Genomic DNA, 20,139 nt, shown 5'->3' with positions numbered 1-20,139 from the left:
TCAAGGCTGGGCCGGCGGTGCCGGATGTTCGATCGAGCCGTCGCAGTTGCGCCATGCAGGCTGGTCCACCGCCAGCGGCCGAGCAGGGTTGGGCCCGAGCATGGCCGTTGCCCGGGCCAGGCGACGCGCGCCACGGGGCGTCCACTCCGTCCAGCTGTCCTGCCGTGCCGACAGGTCGGTGAAGATCAGATCGCGAGCGTAGCGCACGCGGTCGCGTGTCACCGCATCCATTCGACGGTGCTCCAGCACGATCAGCGGCAGCAGCGCCCCATCGCCGACCTGACCGATATAGCAGAGGTCGATCGCTGCCGGTGCCTGCTGGCGAACGTTCCACGATGCCGCGAGCGAGCCCAGGTCGACGAAGCTGCACAGGGTCAGCACGACTGCAGCGGCGAACGCGTTCCAGTTGATCAGCCACCGCGCGCTGCGCCCGCGCAGGATGCGCCAGCAGATCAGCACCAGCCCAAGCGCCACCAGCGCCATCCATGCAAGCGCGGCGATGCGCCACGCCGTCAGCATCGAGGCTTCGATATAGTCGATCGTCCGCAGTATGCTGGAGGCGACCAGAACCAGGTTCTGCACCACCCACAAGGTCACAAGTCGCCGCGCCCAGGGGTGGTGCGCGCTCGCGCTGCCCGGGCGAAGCATCGCCAGCGCCATCACGCTGGCGATCAGCGCGGTGCCGATCAGCGGATAGGCGCCGCGATGCACGTATTCGGTCTGGGTCATGCCGGCAGGCAACGCTCCGCCACTCCACAGGAACGCAATGTCCAGCCCGTTCTGAACGGCGAAGATCGCGTTGAATAAGGCGAGCGCGATCAGAACCGACGGCAGCGACGTGCCGGGCAGCACCGGCTCGGGGTCGGGCAGACGACCCGCCAAGCGCATCACCGCCGCCTGCGGCCGCAGGCTCGGCCAGACGCAAACCGCTACAAAAATCCACAGCAGGATTTGCCACACCGACGGCAGTCGAATCGCAGCAAGGGTCTCCGCGATCAGTGGATTAGCGGCGGCGAACAGTGTGACGAACAAGGCACCGCCCACCAGCGGCAACCCTAGCATTGCCATGACGGAGCCGGCGTTGGCGCGCTTGCGTTGCCTGGACCGCCCGAACCGCCGAAGATCGGCGAACGGCTTGCCGATCCCCCCAACTGTATGGATCATTAGGCGCGCACCCCAATGCCAGGCATCGTCGAAGCCACTGACCTTTGGTAGCAGCACGGCGACGGAGAGCGCACACCAGAACAGGGCCCAGGCAAGCGGCCCTGGATCGTCGAACAGCGACCCCGCGAAGAGCGCCGCGACCGCAAGTGCGATCCATGCACGCTTGTTCCGCCTGACATCGCCCCTGCCCAGAACGAGGCCCATCAGCCAGACGCCCGCGAACCCACCGATGCGGGCGCCCGAGAAGCTATCAGGGAACAGCCGATCGAACAGCACCACTAGGGCGATGACGATCGCAATCTTGCAGAGAAAACTAAAACGCACGATCCGCTCCTGCCGTTTGAAGCGGTTGATCTAAGCGGACGGTATGGAAGGATGATCGCGGCTATCGGGAGTCCTGAGGGAGAAAATGTGCAGAACCAGTGCAGCAAGTCGGTCATAATGCCGATCTCTTCTGCCGACGAAGTTACTCCGAACGACAGTGAGGCTGGCGACCATACCGGGCAATCATGGGACCTGAACAAAAGTCCGGTTTCGGCAAGCAGCCAAGGCGCGCTGAACGTCCAGAGCTGGGTCATGCGGTAAGCCGTCGCTAATTAGTGATCAAGGGGGTGTGCGACGCTACAGCGTAAAACCAGAAGGGCGCCTTGCGGTTGATGACGGTTCTGTCACGCCCCTTCGACAGCGTCGATTTAGGTGATATGATCCACATGATGGAGCATATCACCATGCGAGAGGCTCTTGAGCACCTTCGTGCGGCGTTGGTGCTCCTTGACGCCGAGGGGCAGCACGCTGCCGCAGCACAGCTCGATCACCTGATCCACCAAATTCAAGTCAGCATAGCTGCTGCATCAGGAGCCTCGTAGACCGTCGCTAGCATGGCTTCGACCTTCTTCAGGCCGGTTTGCGTCAGCTGAAGGTTGATGTTTGAATCAAGCGATTCTTCCAATACGCCACACTGCTGCAAGGCTTTGACCCATCGTGCCGTGGTCGACGTCGCAATACCTGCGTAAATGGAGATCTCTTCTAGCCCCACGTTACGGCCTTCTGCCTCAGCAAGATAGATGCCGATGAATAGTGAGCCGACTGGATCGGTGCTGAGATCATTGCCGAATAGTCTGATCCGTGCACTATGGACGTGGCGTATCCGCAGCGCTGCTTCCCATAGCCTTGCCGGTGGTAGGGCTCGACCACTCTCCTGCCAGAAGAGCGTGCTGATCAGACGGTCGGGATCAGAGAAGCGAGTAACAAGTAGATTGGCTGCTATCGAAGTGCCATCTGGCCTCAAATAGCGTTTCTGAAGTCGAACGGGAGCTGCGCCGTCCTCCAGCAATGCCAACATCTCTGCGCTCCGCCCGAGGTCTCTTGGATCGGTAATCTGCCGATACGAAAAACCAATGACTTCGTCTTCCTGGCGCTTTAGCAGATCAAGAAAGCCCTGATCGGCTTTGAGGATGATACCCTCAGAGGTTGAGACACAATGAGCTGCCGGCATCGTCACCTAACTGCCTAAATCCACTCAATGGAAAATAAGGCGGTCTCGGCGCTGCGCAATCGCCTCACGAGGGAAATAGTAGTAGATTAAGCGGATGTATACCCCGAGAGCTGCCGTATCGCCATCTCCGGGGTCTACAGGCGATTACGAAGTCGATCATCCGGGTTACGACCGAAATTGTACCAGCCATGGTGAAAGAACTTTGGCTTCAAAGAGGGATCTGCGATGCCAATAAGTGACCGAACTTAGGGAATTTGCCAATTTATTAGCAATAGGTGGTTAATAAAGCTATACTGAATGTCATCATAATACTAACAATTGCTACTATTTGTATGCAGATGGTAAAGAACGTCGCTGCCTTGCATTGGCTTGCCCAATAGATATCCTTGAACATGGCTGCAGCCGAGCGCGGTGAGCATTTCCATCTGCTCATTGGTTTCGACTCCCTCGGCCACTACCCCCATATTCAGCGACGTCCCAAGCTGCACCACCGCCTTGATGATCGCTTGCGAAGCTCGAGAGGTCGGAGCCGCGTTAATGAATGATCGGTCAACCTTCACCTTATCGAACGGAAACCGCTCGAAATAGCCGAGCGAGGAATAGCCGACGCCAAAATCATCCATGAGAATCTGAATGCCAAGCAAACGCAACTGGCTGAGCTGTTCGAATGTTTGATCAACATCACGCATCAACAGGCTCTCGGTTACCTCCAGCTGTAGACGCTGCGCCGCCAAACCGGTTTCCTCCAGAATCTGCCGTACGCGCTCGCAAAGGTGGCCGCTTTGAAACTGGAGAGGCGAGAGGTTCACGGCGATCTGAACATCACCGGGCCACCGTGCGGCTTCGACGCAAGCCTTGCGGAGTAGGTTCGTGCCCAGTTCCTCGATCAGGCCACATCGCTCGGCCGCCTGGATGAAGTCGCAAGGGGCGATCGCGCCACGATCGGCATGGGTCCAGCGTGCCAGTGCCTCGAAGCTGGTGATGACACCGGTTTCGATCAATATCACCGGCTGGAATGCGAGCGTCATCTCGTCGTTCCTGATCGCGTCGCGCAGGGCGATCTCGAGGAATTGACGATTGCGCGCGGCTGCATCCATCGCCTCGTTGTAGAAGCAGGCCGTGCCGCGGCCATGATCCTTGGCGCGGTACAGGGCAAGGTCTGACGCCTGCCGCACGGCTTCCGGTGTGGAACCGTCACGTGGATACAGCGCTACCCCGACGCTTGCGCCGACGTGGGTGCGAACCCGCTCGGTTTTGATCGGCTCTTCCAGTGCCGTCACAATAGCATCGGCGATGCCATGCGACCGCTCTGCCGCCTCATCACCAGTTAGAACCATCACGAATTCGTCGCCGCCTACTCGGGCAATCAGATCGCCTGGGGCAGTAAGCTCACTCAGTCGCTGAGCGACCTGGATCAGCACCTCGTCGCCGACAAGGTGGCCGAACTGGTCGTTCACCGCCTTGAAGCGATCGAGATCGATGCTGAGCAACGCAAAGGGTGCAGCAGCAGCAGCCAGCATGTCGAGGCGTCGTACGTAGCTGGCCCTGTTACGCAGGCTGGTAAGCGCGTCATACGCACCCAGGCGGGCAACCTCCGCTTGGGCCCGTCGTGCTTCCGTGACGTCCTCGGTCATGCCGAGTAAATAGCGGGCATCTCCTTGGGGCGTGTCGATCCTCAAGCGCTGAGTTCGCAGATGGACCAGTTGACCGTCGGCACGAAGGTGTTCGCTCTCGTAGACATGAACGCCCGGGGTGGCGCAGGCAGCGCGGTCCCGGGCCTCATAGCCTTCGCCCCGGCCAGGAAACAGTTCGCTATCAGTTCGACCAAGGAAGTCTGACTGTGGTCGTTCGGCGATCGCGGCACCAGCCTTGTTCATCAACAAATATCGCTGCGTGTCCGCCTCTTTGACGAACAGCATCGCGGGCAGGTGCTCGATCACGGTGTTGAGGAACGCCCAGGCCTGTTCACGTTCATACTGGAGCAGTTTGCGCGCCGACACGTCCCTGATGATCGCAGCAAAGGCATGAAAGCCTTTCTCATCCTGCCATCGACCGAGCGACAGTTCGATCGGGAACTCGGAACCGTCCGCTTTGATGGCGGTCAGTTCTACCGATTTCCCAGCCAGCTTCATGTAGCCACCTTGTGCAGCGCTGGCGAAACCTGCCCGGTGGGCAGCACGCAGGGCAGGGGGCACGATGATGCTGAGTTCCGCGCCGATCGTATCGGCTGCGGAGCGGCCGAACATGGCTTCGGCAGCTGCGTTCCAGAAAGTGATCCGTCCGATGTCATCGGCACACAGGATCGCATCCGAGGTCACATCGGCGACCTGTGTTGCAATGAGGCCGATCTGGCGGCTGTGGCTGGCCTCGATGAGGCCGATGACGATGCGGGCGAGGTCAATGAGCGCCTGACGCTGTCCAGCGGTTAATCCGTATCGCGGGTTCGGGTCGAGGACGCATAGCCGGCCGATGCAATAACCCGATGTCGCGATCAGGGGGGCGCCCGCATAGAAGCGAATGGCATCCTGCCCTTCTGTCAGGGGGTTGCCGGTGCACCGGGCATCAAGGTGGGTATCCGGGATGACCAGCAGATCAGGCTGATCGATGTCGAGGCTGCACAAGGCATGTTCGCGTGGTACCTCGGCTGCATGCACACTTACCCGTGATTTGAACCAGCCGCGGTTGGCGTCGATCAGAGTGACCGCTGCGCTATTGGTGTTGCACGCCAACGCCGCGAGACGGGTGACCTCATCGAAGTCGCGCTGTGGCGGCGTGTCCAGGATTCCCATGTTCAGCAGGCTTGTCAGCCGGGCGTGTTCCTGACTTGCCCCGGTCTCGTTCCGATCGATCATGTCTGACATAATATCGTCAAACAGTTAATTGACGATTGGATTTGCGTCGGCGCTACCAGGCCAAGCCGTTAAAAAGCTAACGTTCTTGGCCAGGCAAACGCCCACATGAGCGACCATATCGCAGAGTTGAATGAGCGTCCGAAGTTGGGTGGCGGGGACGGGGGCGTGAATGTCGCTTTGTGGGTCAGAATTGCTATCCATCGCGCGCTGAAATCAACAGGCGCGGCCGGCGATCTATAAGCCTCGTTAGACATAATATTTTTGCGAATCTCAATAGGTTAAACTTGCGCCTGCTCGCGCTCGCCTCAACGATCATGACAAAACCGTTATATTGCTAGTGACTCGCAACAGCATATGACATAGAGGCCTCCCGATAACGGGGGTTCAGTATGAGTTTTTCGAGTATATTGCTGGCGAGTGCAGCGTTTGTCGGAGCACCTTTGCCAGCTCCGGCTGAGGAGCCAAGGACCGTGGAAACGGCCTCCGGATCGGACGATGCGCAGAAGTCCGACGAAATCATGGTGATCGGCAAAAGCTATGGTCGTGCGGTCGGCAAGACTGTGACGCCGCTCAAGGACACGCCGAACACCATTACCGTGATCGATCGCGATCAGATCGAGGGTCAGAACTTGTTTACGCTGGAAGACGCGCTGACCGCGACCAATGGCATCACAGTCAATGGCGTCGGCAGCGAGGATCCGTCGTTCTTCTCGCGCGGGTTCGCGATCACCAATTACCTGATCGACGGCGTCCCGAGTTTTGCGTTCAACTTCCCATCCGCCGTGCCGGACCTGTTCTTCTACGACCGGTTGGAAGTGCTGCGCGGCCCGGCAGGTCTGTTTAGCGGATCGGGCAATCCGGCGGGCAGCATCAACATGGTGCGTAAGCGACCGCTCGACGCGTTCAAGATGCAGGCTAGCGCCGGTGCCGGCAGCTACGACAATCTACGCTTCGAGCTCGACGTCTCGACGCCAATCAGCACCAAGGCAGGCTTACGGTTCGGTGCAATGGCACAGGACCAGGATCAGTTCTTCGCAAACGCGCACCGCAACCGCATTGGCGGGTTCGCAGTCGGTTCGCTTGAGATCGGCGAGCGCACAACGCTGACGGTCGGCGGCTATTACGACCGTTTCCGTCCCGCGGTGCAGTCGGGCCTGCCCGGCATCATCGGTGGCGCGGACGGCAGCGACGGCAAGTTGCTCGACGTGAAGCGATCGACCTATCTCGGCGCCGACTGGAACCGGTTCAACGCCGAGACCTGGACCGGGTTCGCCGAACTCGCGCACAAGATCAGCGATCGCTGGACGTTGCGCGCGACCGGCCTGTTCACCGACGTCGATCGCGTCGACATCTACAGCTATATCGGCAACCAGCCGGTAACCGCGACCAACGGCTCGACCAGCCACATCGCCTATCGCGGCGACAGTAACCAGCAGACGCGATCGTTCGACTTCAACGGCATAGGCACTTTCCCGCTGTTCGGGCGCGACCAGACGCTGATCCTCGGCACAGATTATCAGGCGAGTTCGGGCACGTCCTATTTCACCCGGCTGTCCAATTATGCGCGGATCGACGTGTACAACCCGGTGTCGCCGTTCGAGCCGCCCCTGAACCCGTATGGCGTCTTGCCCTATTATCCGGTGCAGGGGACGGGAGCGACCTGTCCCAGTTCCAGCACCACGATCACACCCGCGCCCGCCAATTGCGTGCTGCAGGCCTACGGCGGTTCCTCGACCGACGTCGAGCAGTACGGCATCTATGGGCAGATGCGAATGAGCCCGCTCGCCGGCCTGACGCTCATCGGTGGCGGCCGCGTGACATGGTGGGATACCACGACGACCACGTTGCTGACACCAAGCGGTGTCTTGCCACCGTCGACCCGCTACGGGATCGACAACCGCTTCACGCCCTATGCCGGAATCGTCTGGGACTTGACGTCGCAGCTCAACCTCTATGCGAGCTATGCCGACAGCTTCACACCGCAGGCGGCACCGGTCGGCCGGGCACGTCCCGACGGGCAGCAGATCGAGCCGCTGGTCGGTGCGCAATATGAGGCGGGCACCAAGCTTTCGCTGATGAACGATCGCCTGTTGCTGTCTGCGGCAGCGTATCAGATCATACAGACCAACAGGTTGTTCAACGATCCCGACATTCAGACCGTCGTGCTTCAGACCGGCAAGGTCCGCTCGCGCGGTATCGAGGCCGAGGCGACCGGCGAGATCCTACCCGGCTGGCGGATCAATGGCGGCTATACCTACACCAAGACTAAGTATCTGGAGGACCAGACCACTGCGTTCGAGGGGCTGCCACTGGTGCCGATCGTGCCGAAGCACATGGTTAAGGCGTTCACCAACTACGCCCCGGTCGATGGGCCACTGGCAGGCGCGAGCCTTGGCGGCAGCGTGACGTGGTTCAGTTCGACCTATGGCGGCAATGCGGCGGTGTTCAACGCCGACGGTACGCTGCGCACCCGGTCCACCATCGTCCGCCAGCCAAGCTATGCGGTGCTCGACCTGCGCGCAGGCTATAAGTTCAACGAGAGGGTGGGTGTCTCGGTCAACGTCGCGAACGTACTCGACAAGACCTATTACGCGCGCATCGCCGCCACCGGCCGCGGCAACTACTACGGCAGCCCGCGCACCGCGTTCGCGACGCTTCGGTACAGCTTCGAATGACGGCGGGCGATGCGCATGCCCGTGCGCGCTGGGCGCGGCGCGGCGACATCGCGCTGCGCGTCGTCGCCTCCGTGCCGCTCGCTTATGCAACTGCGAGCCTGTGGGCGATGGCGCTTGCGCGGCTGCTGCCGGGGGATCGTGCCGAGGCGACCGTCACCGCCGCGCTGATCGCGCTCGCCTTGTGCTCGCTTGCGGCGATGTGGGCGTTCGCGGCCCGTAGCGGTTGGCGCGCGATCTGGACACTCGGCCTCGCAGCGGCGGTTGCGGCCGCAATCACGTGGATATCGATCGGCGCGACGGGGCGGGTATGAGCAAGGGCTTCCGTCAGTCGCAGGCGTTCTTGCACACCTGGTCCGGATTGCTGCTTGGCTGGATCCTGTTCCTCGTCTTTGTCGCCGGCACGATCGCGTTCTGGCGCGAGGGGCTTAACCGCTGGATGCGGCCCGAGATCGCGCGCGTCGAACAGCCGATGCGCGTGCTGGCAGGGTCGCAAGCGTTCCTTGCTCGCAAAGCGCCCGATGCGAAGAGCTGGATTATCCCGGTAGCGACGGAACGATCGCCCGGTGCGCAGGTCTTCTGGGTGCCGCAGCCGAAGCCCGGCGAAGAGCGTGGCAGGCGGGGCAGGCGAGGGCGCGGCGACACGCAGGCACTGATCGGTGCCGACGGACAGGTCGCGCAGGCGCGCGAGACGCGGGGCGGGGAGTTCTTCTACCGCTTCCACTTCGATCTCCACTACATGCCGGTGATCTGGGCGCGGTGGCTGGTCGGGTTCGCGACCATGATGATGCTGGTGGCGATCGTCAGCGGGATCGTCACGCACAAGAAGATCTTCAAGGACTTCTTCACGCTGCGACGCGCAAAGGGCCAGCGATCCTGGCTCGACGGTCACAATGCGACCGCGGTGCTGGCGCTGCCGTTCCACCTGATGATCACTTATACCGGGCTGGTCACGTTGATGACGCTTTTGATGCCGTGGGCGGTCGTCGCCAATTATAATGATCAGAATACCCTGTTCGCCGCGCTGTTCCCGGCCGCCAACGTGGTCGAGCGGACCGGCCGTCCCACGCCGTTGATCGATCTGCGACGGATCGCGACCGACGCCGAACGCCGACTCGGCGCGCCCGCCAGTTTCATCGAGGTCAGCGATCCCGGCGACGCCGCTGCACGGGTCACGATCAGCCAGAGCGCCAATTCGATGCTGTCCTCGCGGACGCCGCGACTGACCTATGATGGCGTGACCGGGCGCCTCGTCTGGCGTTCGCCGCCACCGGGCGCCGCTGCCGAGACCGCGGGCGCGATGATCGGGCTCCACGCCGGACGGTTTGCAGGCGACGGCGGCCGCTGGCTCTACTTCCTGTGCGGGATCGCGGGCACGCTGATGGTCGCGAGCGGTCTCGTGCTATGGACAGTCAAGCGTCGCGAGCGCCTGCTCGATCCGACCCGGCCGCATCTCGGGTTCCGCCTCGTCGAGCGGCTCAACGTCGCGGTGATCGGCGGTTTCCCGCTCGGGATCACGTGCTTTTTCTGGGCCAACCGCCTACTCCCGGTAGCACTTCGCGGACGCGCCGATTGGGAGATGCACATGCTGTTCATCGCTTGGGCTGCCGCGGCGCTGACGGCCTTCGTCGTCAGGCCGGCGCGCGTTTGGCCTTCGCTATTCGCGGTGACCGGGGTGCTGCTCGTTGCGTTGCCAATGTACGACGTCGTCGCGACCGATCGCGGGTTGTTCGCGTCGCTGGCGATAGGCGACCTGATGATCGCTGGCATCGATGCGGCGATCTCGGTCTTCGGAATAGGGTTTTTGCTGCTTGCCCGCCGCGTCGCGCACCATCGCCCCGCTGCAAAGCGCGTTCGCAGGGCTGAAGCCGCCACCGCCTCCACGGTTCCGGAGCCCGCCGAATGAGCATCCTGTCACTCCTGCTCGCCAGCGCCGCGTTCTTCCTGCTTGGCCTGGCGACCGAGGCGCATCATCGCCGTCGGTTCGGGGCATGTCCGCAGGCAGCGCGGTGTAAAATGTTGCGGACCGGCGGCTGGCTTTCGCTGGTCGTGAGCGTCGCGCCCGCGCTTCTTGCTCAAGGATGGATCTTTGGACCGATCCTTTGGGCAGGCGCAATCATGGCCGGCGCCGGGATCGCCTTCCTCGCGCTAAACTTCGTTCCCGCTCGCGCCAACGGGCGATCCTAAAAAACCGTAGCTCAGGGGTTTTCCCTTGCGCAGCAGTCATCCTCTACATCCCTGCAGTCGTACAGCCCCAGGTCGCGACCGCCAAGGAAAATGGCACGATTTCACTTCCGGACGGCGTTGCACAGACCATGCATCGCATCACGACGACCTCGTATGTCGCCCATTTAAGTGGTGACGCTGTTGCGCAACTAGCGGGCAGTGTTTTCCAGATCAAAACCTCTGACCAATTGCGGTCAGACCGCCAAACCAGGGGTCTCATCAGTAAGCGCTTCCAACCGCCTGTGTAATGGATTGGCGTGCAGGTGCGGCGCATCGATCTGATGAATGAATGGCCGATATTGGGCAGCCGACAAGAGCCTACGAATGTCGGCTTGTGGGTCGTCAATATGGGTCAGCCCCGCCGGGCTGCTGGCGTCGGCTCCCGACCAACATACGCCGTTCGTTGGGAGGTGCGGGAACATCGGCTTGTGCCAAGATCCGCCGTTAGGCGGACATCACCCTTCCGGGCTGCAACGCACACTAATTTCAGTCGTTCGCCGCCGACATTCTCAATCCTGAGAACTGCCGATCGTTGATGTCGCCACCACGCGGACAATGGTTGTCACAGTACCGGCGAAAAACTGACCTTGCGAGCGCGGGTGTGATCACCCGCGCTCGTCTCACCTCAGACAGGCTTGGCGCCAGCCGTGCCGCATTTTGCAAACTTGCCATTCGCGCTCTTGCAACGGGCCGGCTTGGCCGGTGCTTTGGGCGGGCATTTCGTGAAGCGTCCCTTGGCGTCTTTGCACGGTGCGGCGAATGCAGGCGCCCCACCGGCAATTAACGACAAAGACGCGGCAGCGACGAGCAGGGTGCGCATGTGGCAAATCTCCAAGCCCTTGATGGGCAAGGCGATGCTATGCCGACCGCGGTATCGGTCAACTAACAAAGCCTTCATCACATTCGCGGAGCTTTCTGCCGGTTGTGCGTTGGTCACCAACAACACTGAGAGGTTGCCATGACTGACGAGAGCACGCCGAAGCCTAACGAAAATGTCCGGGTAAAATCCAAGGACGCAAACCCCGCCGACGACGGTTTCGGTAAAGGTGATGGCTACTCGGGCGACGAGTACGATAGCATGGACCATGCCGCGGAGCGTCACCTACAGAACCGGGACCGTGCGCCTGGTGTCGAGTCGGTCGAAAGGGATGACGGCAGGGATATTCCTCGCGAGGCTGGTAAGCGAGCATATATCGACAACAAAACGGGTGAAGTTCACGGCAGTGGGGCCAGCGCAGGTGGCGGTAATCCGGGTGAGGACATTGACCTCGACACGTCGCGAAGCGGGCCTGAGGAATAGCTATCCGACAGTATCTTAGGGACTAGCGACGGAGCGCTCAGCGCTCCGTCGCGCAATTTTGCAGTTAGGCATCACCAATGATCTCGACCCGCCGAAACGGGTCGAGGTTTGTCTTTACATTGACGCCAGCATCTCAATGTGATGCTGAACGGCTGGCGCGATGGTCGACGCGACCTGCTTTAGCGCGGGAGCCAAACCGGAAGTGGCAAAACCCTGGTGAAGGGCGAGTGCCTGCTGGTGAGCAGTCTTCTGCTGCTTGATATAAAGTGCATCACGGGCTGGTCCCTTGGACGCCTTGAGCGCAGCAATATTCTTGCGGCCCATCGCGTCGAGCATCGGGGGCTTTGGCGTCAGGCCGGACTGCGTAGCTGCGGCCTTCACATCAGCAGTGCTCTTGTTGTGGTCGCTTACCATCATCGTGGCGAACTGCTTAAGCTCGGCGTTCTTCGTAGTGGCCATCACGAGATTGCTCGATTGGATCTCATATTGGTCCGACGCGCCGGCTTTCATGACATAGGTAGCAGGGGATGGCACGCTTTGTGCCGCTACCAGTGTGGGGGTAGCGATCAGCGCTGCCGTGAGAATAAGCCGCTTCATAATCTTCTCCTACGCCTTGTATTTGCGTAAGTTGATAAGGGATCAGTCGATCATAGTGTTCCCTTATCGATCGACATCCCGCCCCTCTCTTAATCTTGATTTATACGATTCGCGGGTTCACGCCGATCACGTGACCGATCAGGCCGCCGGGGGTACCGCGGATCTGAGTAATTCTTGCGAATGATGGCATGTTAGAACTGTGGTCTATCTTCTACTTTCTAGCTCAAAACATGAAAATTCGCCGTGGTTAGAACGGCTACGTACGCTTGCGACTAAGTAGGACTCGGCAGGCCTATCATATGTGAATACGACTGGGTTGGGGGATCACATATGATCGACGAACTGGCTGCGGATGCTGCGCGCTTTGGCGACGATGACGAAATACGTCGCATTCTAGAGGAAGTGGCGGCACTTACGAGAATGGGATTTGTCGCGGTCGCGCGCGTAACGAAGGCGCGTTGGATTGCGTGCCAGGTACTCGACCAGATCGACTTCGGTATGTCGCCGGGAGATGAGTTGCGCATCTCAACGACGATCTGCAACGACATCCGGAAGTCCGGCAATGCGGTAGTGATCGACGACGTCTCCGCCGATCCGCGTTGGAACAGCAACCCGGCGCCCGCGCTCTATGGCTTCAAGAGCTATGTGTCGCTGCCGATCATCCTTTCGGACGGCACGGTTTTTGGAACGCTGTGCGCGATCGATCCCCATCCGCGCAAGCTGGCGCGGGCGGACATGGTACCGACGCTCAAGCAATTCGCGGACCGCGTCGCGAGCATAGTGTCGCAATGCCCTGCAATTCAACCCCAAATGCCACGGACCATATCTACGTGAGAATGGGATCGTTGATTAATGCACCGCCGGACGCGGAGCGGGACGATGCACGATAAGCTGCATGCTGATCCACGGCAGCACATCTCATGTGAAAGGTAGCGACTTTACGTCCTGTGCCCGTTTGCGAGCCCAGAGGAACATCACGATGGTACGATACTTCTTCAATACGGCTGACAACCGGCATGAGCCTGATAGTGAGGGGACCGAGTTGGCTGATCACGCGGCAGCGAGGAAGCATGCTCTAATTTGCGCCGGTTAGATCATGCACGGCGAACCAGCTGTCTTATGGGACGGTCGAGATTTTGTCGTCGACGTGACGAACGAGCGGGGTCTGATGCTCTTCAGACTCACAGCTTATGTCACCAATGCGCCAGCCAGAGGCGATACGAAATAGCTAGTAGGCTGTGTTCGCAATTGCTGGTTTCGGGCGAAAAGTTGACCATAAGCCACTGCGTGCTGGCCGCCTGTGACACGAACGAACTGGTGGCGCCAATACACCCGGAGGTGTGATTGGCCGGACCCGGCAGACTGCATGACAGTGAGGTAGCCGGTGTTTCCAACGTGCGAAGTTGATGCCATTATTAGTAGGGTCAAATAGACTGATCACAGAATGAGATAATAGATGGTGGGGATTGTCATGAATCGGTTGAGCGTAGCTAGATTTTCAGCGGCATGCGCGATCACCTTCTCAGCTTCTTCCGTTGCCGCGCAGTCGGGAACCGACTTACGGCATGACAAAGCTGACATATTCGTGGCGAGGTATGCAGATTGTATTATACGGGACAAAAACACAAGATCGGTAGCTAGCCAATTTGTCAGATCAATACCCAATACGGCAGAATATGTTGATTTGGCGTCAAAGGCGTCAAATTCTAAATGCCTTTTGGTTGACGCTAGCAGACCGGGATCTGTTACGATGATGATAATCCAGCCGGACGTTTTTCGGGGTGCCCTGTATCCTGCACTATACCGCCTTCAATTCCGTAAGGCGCCAGATCTGGGCCTTATAAAAGACCTTCCCCCCCTCAAGTTAGCTGATGAATTTGATGGTCCTGTTGCAGCACTGCCGGCCAGTTACCGCCCGGAACGTGCGCTCGGCGATTGCGTCGCTCGATCGTCACCGGTTGCTGCTCACGTTCTGCTAATTTCACGTCCATGGAGCTTGCAAGATACTAGTGCCACTGAGCAATTGAAGCCGGCAATTGCGTCATGTCTCGGTGAGGGCAAGACGATCAGCTTAACGCGGCGCGCGCTAAGGGCATATATTGGGGAAGCGATGTTCAAGCTCGTGTCCGCATCCCCGAAGGGTTGAGCTTTCAGAAGCCGCAATGCCGAGCGACGCCACGCGGCAGTCTCCATCTGATCCTCTATCGCGCAGAGACAATTGGCGCTTCAACAATGTCCGTCGTCCACGCCGGCGATCGCATCTCCGACCGCATCTTCCACTCGCGGTTGAAGCCCTGCGACGCCGTCACCGCAGTCCACGTCACGAATTTGCCATTGATTGCGTCGAGTGCGCCCATCAGCCGGTCTCGCTTGGCCGTATCCTCTTCGAACAGCGTGCGCGGCCGCTCGTCCTCAGGCAGCAGATCGTTGAGCATGATGCCGGCCTTCGTGTACGCGTAACCATCCCGCCACGCCTTCTCAGCCGCTCGCCTGGCCGCCGCGATCAATTCGAAGCTGTCGTTCGTCATCGGATGGAGGGTAGGCGCGGACACCGATATAAGGCTGCGTATTGTCGTACCGGGCGCGGGTGTAGGCAAGGCGGCCAATCTTGCATCGTTCGGGATGACTTTCGGAAGCCATCGATTTCTAGGCAGTCATTTCGAACGACCGCTTAAACGGAAGGCAAGCGCTGCCGTGGAACCCGATGAATGAACGGCGGAAGTTGGGAGGCGGGGAAGGGCACCCGAACGGCGACTTATGGGTCTCTCAGACCTCGGTGCGTTCGGCCAATTCCAAAGCGTCCTCCACGTCAACGCCCAAGTAGCGCCGTGCTGTCCATCTTGGCATGGCCGAGAAGGATCTGAACGGCGCGGAGGTTGCCAGCCGCCTTGTAGATGATCGATGCTTTCGTGCGCCGTAGCGAGTGCGTCCCATAATCCTGCGCCGGAAGGCCGATGCCGACCATCCATTCGCGCACAAGGCGGGCATATTGCCGCATGCTCATGTGGTCCATGTCGTCGTTGCGGCTCGGGAAAACGAAGTCGTTCAGTGTCCCCCCACGTCGCTCCAACCATGCCCGCATCGTCTTTCGCGCCGTGTCCATGATCTCGAACTGAATCGGTCGTTTGGTTTTCTGCCGAACAACGACGGCGCGGTCACGGACGCGCCCCCCGGAAACTACATCGCCAATCCGCACCCTGACCACGTCACAGCCGCGCAGCTTGCTGTCGATGGCGAAGTCGAACAGCGCTCGGTCGCGCAGTCTCCTCTGCTAGTCGAGCCAAAAGCGAATGGCCCAGACCTGTTGCTGTTTCAGCGCCCGCTTCGCACCAATCAGCCGGCCTTCGTTCCAAGGCCGAAGTTCGTGAAAGGCGGGGTCCATTGACGAGTGACCCATCGATCATCTCCATCGGCCCAGATCGGTTGATCGAGTATACGCATGCGCAGTAAACCGCCGGTTTAGAAATGTGGTTGATCAGCCGTCGATGATGCTGATCGAGCTGTCGGTTCTGGGCGGCGCCGCGCAGTCTTTGTGCGGCCGGAAGTGGGTCCTCGTCAGCGCGTAGCGGCTTGGTTGCAAGGTACGATGGCTTTGCCCGCTGTCGTGTCAGCCGCTACCCAACGTGTGATAAGTAGAGGACATGCGGTGGCGAGCGTCAAAATCAGCGGACTTTCTAAGAGCTTCGGCGACACCACAGTGCTCTTGCCGACCGACCTGACGATCGAGGAAGGCGAGTTCATCGTCCTCGTCGGGCCGTCGGGTTGCGGCAAGTCGACACTGTTGCGGATGATCGCTGGGCTTGAGGTGCCAAGCACCGGAAGGGTGGCGATCGATGGACGCGACGTGACCGATGCGGCGCCGTCGGATCGCGGGCTGGCGATGGTGTTCCAGTCCTACGCGCTGTACCCGCATCTCACAGTCGCGGAGAACATCGCGTTTCCGTTGAAGGTCGCAAAAGTCGCCAAGCGCGAGATTACCGAGCGCGTCGCGGAGGTCGCGGCGATGCTCGATCTGTCGGATCTGCTCGACCGGCGGCCGCGGGCCTTGTCGGGTGGGCAGCGTCAGCGGGTATCGATCGCGCGCGCAGTCGTGCGTCGACCGAAGGTATTGTTGCTCGACGAGCCGTTGTCGAACCTCGATGCCAACCTGCGTGCGCGGATGCGGCACGAGTTCGCGCGACTGCATCAACAGCTCGGTGCGACGATGATCTACGTCACGCACGACCAGCTCGAGGCGATGACGCTCGCCAATCGTATCGTCGTGATGAGCGAGGGGCGCATTGAGCAGGTCGGGCCGCCGATAGACGTGTATCGGCGACCGGCGAGCCTGACGGTCGCCGCGGCGATCGGGTCGCCGGGCATGAACCTGCTCGCCGCGACGATCGCGTCGGTCGACGCCGACGGCACCACGGTAAGCCTGGCAGGCGGCGAGAGGGTGAGGACCGGCGCGATCGTCCCGGCGGCTGCAGTCGGTTCGCCGGTCACGCTCGGCGTTCGCCCCGAACATCTGTATGTCGACAACGGGGGACCGTTCGTTGGCGCAGTCGAGCTGTTCGAGCGGCTCGGGCCGCTGTCGTTCGCGCATCTCGGTGCACGCGGCGCGGCAGATACGATCGTCGCTCAGTTACCGGGCGATCGGTCGGTGACGCTCGGCGAGACCTTGCGCGTCGGCGTCGCGACCAACGACGCGCATGTGTTCGGCGCCGATGGCCGCGCCTATCCCTTCACACTGCCGCCGAGCAGCCCAGTCAGATAATAACGCTGCATTGCGAGGAACAGCAGTAGGACTGGCATCGTCGTGACGACCGCCGCCGCCATCATCAGTTCGCCGTCCGCCGAATGCTCGCGCGCGATCGCGGCGACCGCGACCGGCAGCGTGTAGAGATGCTGGTCGGCCAGCACGATCAGCGGCCAGAGGAAGTCATTCCACGAGCCGAGGAACATGAACAACGCCAGCGTGACGACGATCGGGGTGAGGAGGGGCCGGACGATCGTCACGAAAATCCGCGTCTCGCTCGCGCCGTCGATCCGGGCCGCGTCGATTATTTCATCGGGGATCGCGAGCGTCGCCTGCCGTACGAACAGGATCGCGAAGATGCCAGCGAGCGATGGCAGGATGACGCCGGCATAGCTGTTGACGAGCTCGAGCTGCTTGAAGATCAGGAAGAGCGGCAGCATCGCGACCTGGCCGGGTACGACCAGCGACGCGATCAGGATCTTGAGCAGCCGCTCGCGCCCGCGGAAGCGCAGTTTGGCGAAGGCGTAGCCGGCCGGCACCGTGAGCAGCAGGCCGAGCAGCGTCGAAATCGCTGCGATGGCGACGCTGTTGAACAGAGCGGGGACGATCCGGTAATCAAACCACGCGCCGTCAATCAGCCGCCGGACGAGCAGCTCGTGGTAGTTCTCCAGCGACCAATGCGATGGCCAGAGCGGCGTCGGGAGTTTGCTCGATTCCCCGCGCGGCATGAACGATACGATCACCATGTAAAGCAATGGCGCGATCGTCAGCGCGGTCAGGGTAACCGCTGTCGCATTGGCGAGGATCGCGCGAAGTTTCAAAGCCATTCGTAGCGCCTCCCAATCCGCGTCTGGACCGTCGTCAGCGCCAGGATCATCAGGAAGAGCACGAAAGCGACCGCGCTGGCCTGGCCCAGGTTCCACCATTTGAAGCCCTCATCGAACATGAAATACAGGATCGTCGTGGTGCTCTGGGCAGGGCCGCCGAGTGTCATGACATAGGGCTCGGCGAAGATCTGGAGGAAGCCCGCGACGCTCATCACAGCGGCGAGCAGCAACGTCGGGCCGATCGCGGGGAGGGTGACGTGGCGGAAGCGGCTCCAGCGGCCCGCGCCGTCGAGCCGTGCGGCCTCCATCAGGTCCTGCGGCACCGCGGACAGCGCGGCGGTGAAGACGATCATGTTGTAGCCGAAGATCTTCCAGGTGACGAAGATCAGGATCGCCGGGATCGAGGTGTGGGGGTTGCCCAGCCAGTCGACCGGGGCTGCTCCGACCGCCGCAAGTGCGCGGTTAATCAGCCCCGAGCGTTCGTTGAACAGGAACCGCCACACCACCGCGGTCGCAACGATACTGGTGACGTAGGGCGCGAATAGCAGCACGCGCCACAGCGGCTTCCACCGCACCGTCGCGTCGTTGAGCAGCAGAGCGACGGCGAGCGACGCACCGATCGCCATCGGCACGCCGAGTACCGCGAACAGGGCGGTGTTGCCGATCGCGCGCCAGAATAGCGGGGTCGAGAATAGGTCGACGAAATTGCCAAGCCCGACGAAGCGCAGGTTCGACCAGTCGGCGAGCGCGTAGATCGAATAATCGGTGACTGACAACGCCATCGCTAGCGCAGTCGGCACAACGAAGACCAGCGCGATAATCGCGAGGACCGGCGCAGAGAATATCCAGGCGGCGCGCTCCTGGCGCGTCATGCGAGCGTGCCCGCTTCAACTAACGCGCGGCGCTTGGCCAGCAACTGGTCGATGCGCGTGTCGAGACCGGCGAGCGCCTCAGCTATGGTCTGAACGCCCCGCACGACGCGTTCGGCGGCGAACTGGATCTCGAGTTTGATCCGCTCCCACTCGATCACCTTCGGCATGGTGGCTGGGAAGCGCATCTGTTCCTTAAACGGCGCGAGTATCGGCGCGCGGAGTTGTGGCGACGACCAGGCGCTCAGGCGAGCCGGGAGATTGCCGATCATGGTCTGGTAGCGGAGTTCGCTGGTCGGGGAACTGAGGTGGCGGACCAGTGCCCAAGCTTCCGCCGGACGCGGCGTCGCGGCGGAGACGCAGAGGCTGGTGCTCAACCCTGACACCGCGCCGACACCGCGCGGACCGGCGAGCCGTGCGGTTCCCCAACGCGCGGCGGGGATCTCCGCGGCACGCCGATGCAGGTCGAGCAACGTCGTCGGCCCGGTCGGCCAGATCGCGAAATACCCCTGTGCGAAGGCCGCAACCGGATCCTGGATCTCGGTCGAGAGTGCCTTGGGCGCTAGCCGTTCGGCGAAGATCCGCGCATAATAGGCGAACGCAGCCTGTGCCTCCGGCGTCTGGAAGTTGCCACGCGTATTGTGTTCGCGCAGCATCGTCGCGCCGGTCTGGCCGAGCATCGTGATGAGCGTGTCCGGCCAGTTGAGCAGCAGCATGAACACGAAGTCGTCGGGCCGTTGTCGCTTGATCGCGCGGCCCATGTGGAGCCAGCCGTCCCAGTCCTTTGCCGGCTCGTTGTAGCCTGCCTTGGCGAGAATATCCCGACGGTAGAACTGGACCTGAGGCGCGACCGACCACGGCGCCGCGAAGTCCCGACCGCCGACTCTCGTGGCGTCGAGCACGCCAGGGAACATGTCGGCGACTAGCGCGGCGGATGGGACGGGGGCGATTGCACCGATCGTGGCGAACTCTTGGACCCAGCCATTATACAGCATCAGCACGTCGGGCATCGCGCCGCCCGCCTGCGCGGTAAGCAGCTTCTCGTGCGCTGCGGTCGCCGGGAGGGATTGCACGTCTACCGGTATCCCCGTTGTTGCAGTAAAGGCAGGCATCAGCATCGGCGAATAATCGCCTTCATAGCTCATCGCCCAGAATTTCAGCGGTTCGGGGCCGCGCGTGCCGGTACAGGCCGCCAAACCTAGCGTCGGCAGGAGTCCCAATGCGGCTCTCCGCGTCCAGTCCTGCGCCTGCTCCCCCATCACCGGATCGTGGCGCATCGCAGCGTCCGGCGCTACCCCCATCGCGACACGGTAACAGCCGGAAAAATTCCGCCAGGTTAAGGCCTTGGCCGAGTTTGCGCGGGCGATCGGCTTGCTCCCCTGCCGACGATGCGCTTAAG

16 protein-coding genes and 1 pseudogene are annotated in these 20,139 nt (G+C 61.3%); 7 read left to right on the top strand and 10 right to left on the bottom strand.

The window, feature by feature from the left end; genetic code table 11:
- From J3A66_RS19570 to J3A66_RS19070, 3 genes are all read right to left on the bottom strand, one after another.
- Positions 1-1,488, bottom strand: a complete 1,488-nt coding sequence (locus J3A66_RS19570; protein WP_209570708.1) for a DUF4173 domain-containing protein — start codon at positions 1,486-1,488, stop codon at positions 1-3.
- 505 nt (positions 1,489-1,993) lie between these two features.
- The gene (locus J3A66_RS19075; RefSeq protein ID WP_166747499.1) at positions 1,994-2,659 is read right to left on the bottom strand and encodes a PAS domain-containing protein; all 666 of its coding nucleotides are present in this window, start codon (positions 2,657-2,659) and stop codon (positions 1,994-1,996) included.
- A 311-nt stretch (positions 2,660-2,970) separates the two neighbouring features.
- Positions 2,971-5,511, bottom strand: coding sequence for an EAL domain-containing protein (locus J3A66_RS19070; RefSeq protein WP_209570707.1), 2,541 nt, complete (start codon positions 5,509-5,511; stop codon positions 2,971-2,973).
- Positions 5,512-5,981: 470 nt separating this feature from the next.
- Here J3A66_RS19070 and J3A66_RS19065 point away from each other — a divergent pair, with 470 nt between their 5' ends.
- Genes J3A66_RS19065 through J3A66_RS19050 form a run of 4 tightly spaced genes read left to right on the top strand, consistent with a single transcriptional unit; the run spans position 5,982 to position 10,370 of the window.
- Positions 5,982-8,186: a TonB-dependent siderophore receptor gene (locus J3A66_RS19065; protein WP_348634100.1), complete on the top strand. Its 2,205-nt coding sequence runs from the start codon at positions 5,982-5,984 to the stop codon at positions 8,184-8,186.
- Positions 8,183-8,497, top strand: a complete 315-nt coding sequence (locus J3A66_RS19060; protein WP_037531268.1) for a hypothetical protein — start codon at positions 8,183-8,185, stop codon at positions 8,495-8,497. The genes J3A66_RS19065 and J3A66_RS19060 overlap by 4 nt, the downstream gene beginning before the upstream one ends.
- Positions 8,494-10,089 (top strand): PepSY-associated TM helix domain-containing protein, encoded by a 1,596-nt coding sequence (locus J3A66_RS19055; protein WP_209570706.1) that lies wholly within the window; start codon positions 8,494-8,496, stop codon positions 10,087-10,089. The genes J3A66_RS19060 and J3A66_RS19055 overlap by 4 nt, the downstream gene beginning before the upstream one ends.
- Positions 10,086-10,370, top strand: coding sequence for a DUF3325 domain-containing protein (locus J3A66_RS19050; protein ID WP_166747224.1), 285 nt, complete (start codon positions 10,086-10,088; stop codon positions 10,368-10,370). The genes J3A66_RS19055 and J3A66_RS19050 overlap by 4 nt, the downstream gene beginning before the upstream one ends.
- A 664-nt stretch (positions 10,371-11,034) precedes the next feature.
- Here the strand turns inward: J3A66_RS19050 and J3A66_RS19045 are convergent.
- Positions 11,035-11,229, bottom strand: coding sequence for a hypothetical protein (locus J3A66_RS19045; protein WP_082446655.1), 195 nt, complete (start codon positions 11,227-11,229; stop codon positions 11,035-11,037).
- 138 nt (positions 11,230-11,367) lie between these two features.
- Between J3A66_RS19045 and J3A66_RS19040 the strand changes: the two genes are divergently transcribed.
- On the top strand, positions 11,368-11,709 hold the full coding sequence (locus tag J3A66_RS19040) for a hypothetical protein (RefSeq protein WP_192071664.1): 342 nt from the start codon (positions 11,368-11,370) through the stop codon (positions 11,707-11,709).
- A gap of 114 nt (positions 11,710-11,823) precedes the next feature.
- On the opposite strand, the gene J3A66_RS19035 is transcribed toward J3A66_RS19040, so the two are convergent.
- Positions 11,824-12,306: a DUF4142 domain-containing protein gene (locus tag J3A66_RS19035; protein ID WP_209570705.1), complete on the bottom strand. Its 483-nt coding sequence runs from the start codon at positions 12,304-12,306 to the stop codon at positions 11,824-11,826.
- A gap of 330 nt (positions 12,307-12,636) precedes the next feature.
- Here J3A66_RS19035 and J3A66_RS19030 point away from each other — a divergent pair, with 330 nt between their 5' ends.
- Positions 12,637-13,140 (top strand): GAF domain-containing protein, encoded by a 504-nt coding sequence (locus J3A66_RS19030; RefSeq protein WP_209570704.1) that lies wholly within the window; start codon positions 12,637-12,639, stop codon positions 13,138-13,140.
- A gap of 1,367 nt (positions 13,141-14,507) precedes the next feature.
- Here J3A66_RS19030 and J3A66_RS19025 read toward each other — a convergent pair.
- Positions 14,508-14,834, bottom strand: coding sequence for a DUF4113 domain-containing protein (locus tag J3A66_RS19025; RefSeq protein WP_192071667.1), 327 nt, complete (start codon positions 14,832-14,834; stop codon positions 14,508-14,510).
- 238 nt (positions 14,835-15,072) lie between these two features.
- A pseudogene (locus tag J3A66_RS19020) lies at positions 15,073-15,703 on the bottom strand (tyrosine-type recombinase/integrase).
- A 249-nt stretch (positions 15,704-15,952) separates the two neighbouring features.
- Here J3A66_RS19020 and J3A66_RS19015 point away from each other — a divergent pair.
- Positions 15,953-17,062, top strand: coding sequence for an ABC transporter ATP-binding protein (locus J3A66_RS19015; protein WP_348634099.1), 1,110 nt, complete (start codon positions 15,953-15,955; stop codon positions 17,060-17,062).
- On the opposite strand, the gene J3A66_RS19010 is transcribed toward J3A66_RS19015, so the two are convergent.
- From J3A66_RS19010 to J3A66_RS19000, 3 genes are read right to left on the bottom strand one after another with little or no spacing between them, the layout of a single operon-like run.
- A complete protein-coding gene (locus tag J3A66_RS19010) occupies positions 17,023-17,871 on the bottom strand; it encodes a carbohydrate ABC transporter permease (RefSeq protein WP_244649225.1) in 849 nt (282 codons plus the stop codon). The two genes, J3A66_RS19015 and J3A66_RS19010, sit on opposite strands and share 40 nt — an antisense overlap.
- Positions 17,862-18,743, bottom strand: coding sequence for a sugar ABC transporter permease (locus J3A66_RS19005; RefSeq protein ID WP_192142729.1), 882 nt, complete (start codon positions 18,741-18,743; stop codon positions 17,862-17,864). The genes J3A66_RS19010 and J3A66_RS19005 overlap by 10 nt, the downstream gene beginning before the upstream one ends.
- Positions 18,740-20,017, bottom strand: coding sequence for an extracellular solute-binding protein (locus tag J3A66_RS19000; RefSeq protein ID WP_192071670.1), 1,278 nt, complete (start codon positions 20,015-20,017; stop codon positions 18,740-18,742). The genes J3A66_RS19005 and J3A66_RS19000 overlap by 4 nt, the downstream gene beginning before the upstream one ends.
- Between the last annotated feature and the right edge of the window lie 122 nt (positions 20,018-20,139).

This window comes from Sphingomonas sp. PvP018 (assembly GCF_017876865.1).
In the GTDB taxonomy this organism is placed as follows: Bacteria; Pseudomonadota; Alphaproteobacteria; order Sphingomonadales; family Sphingomonadaceae; genus Sphingomonas; species Sphingomonas aerolata.
The sequence above is the reverse complement of the archived record's forward strand: the minus strand, read 5'-3'. Positions and strand labels throughout refer to the sequence as shown.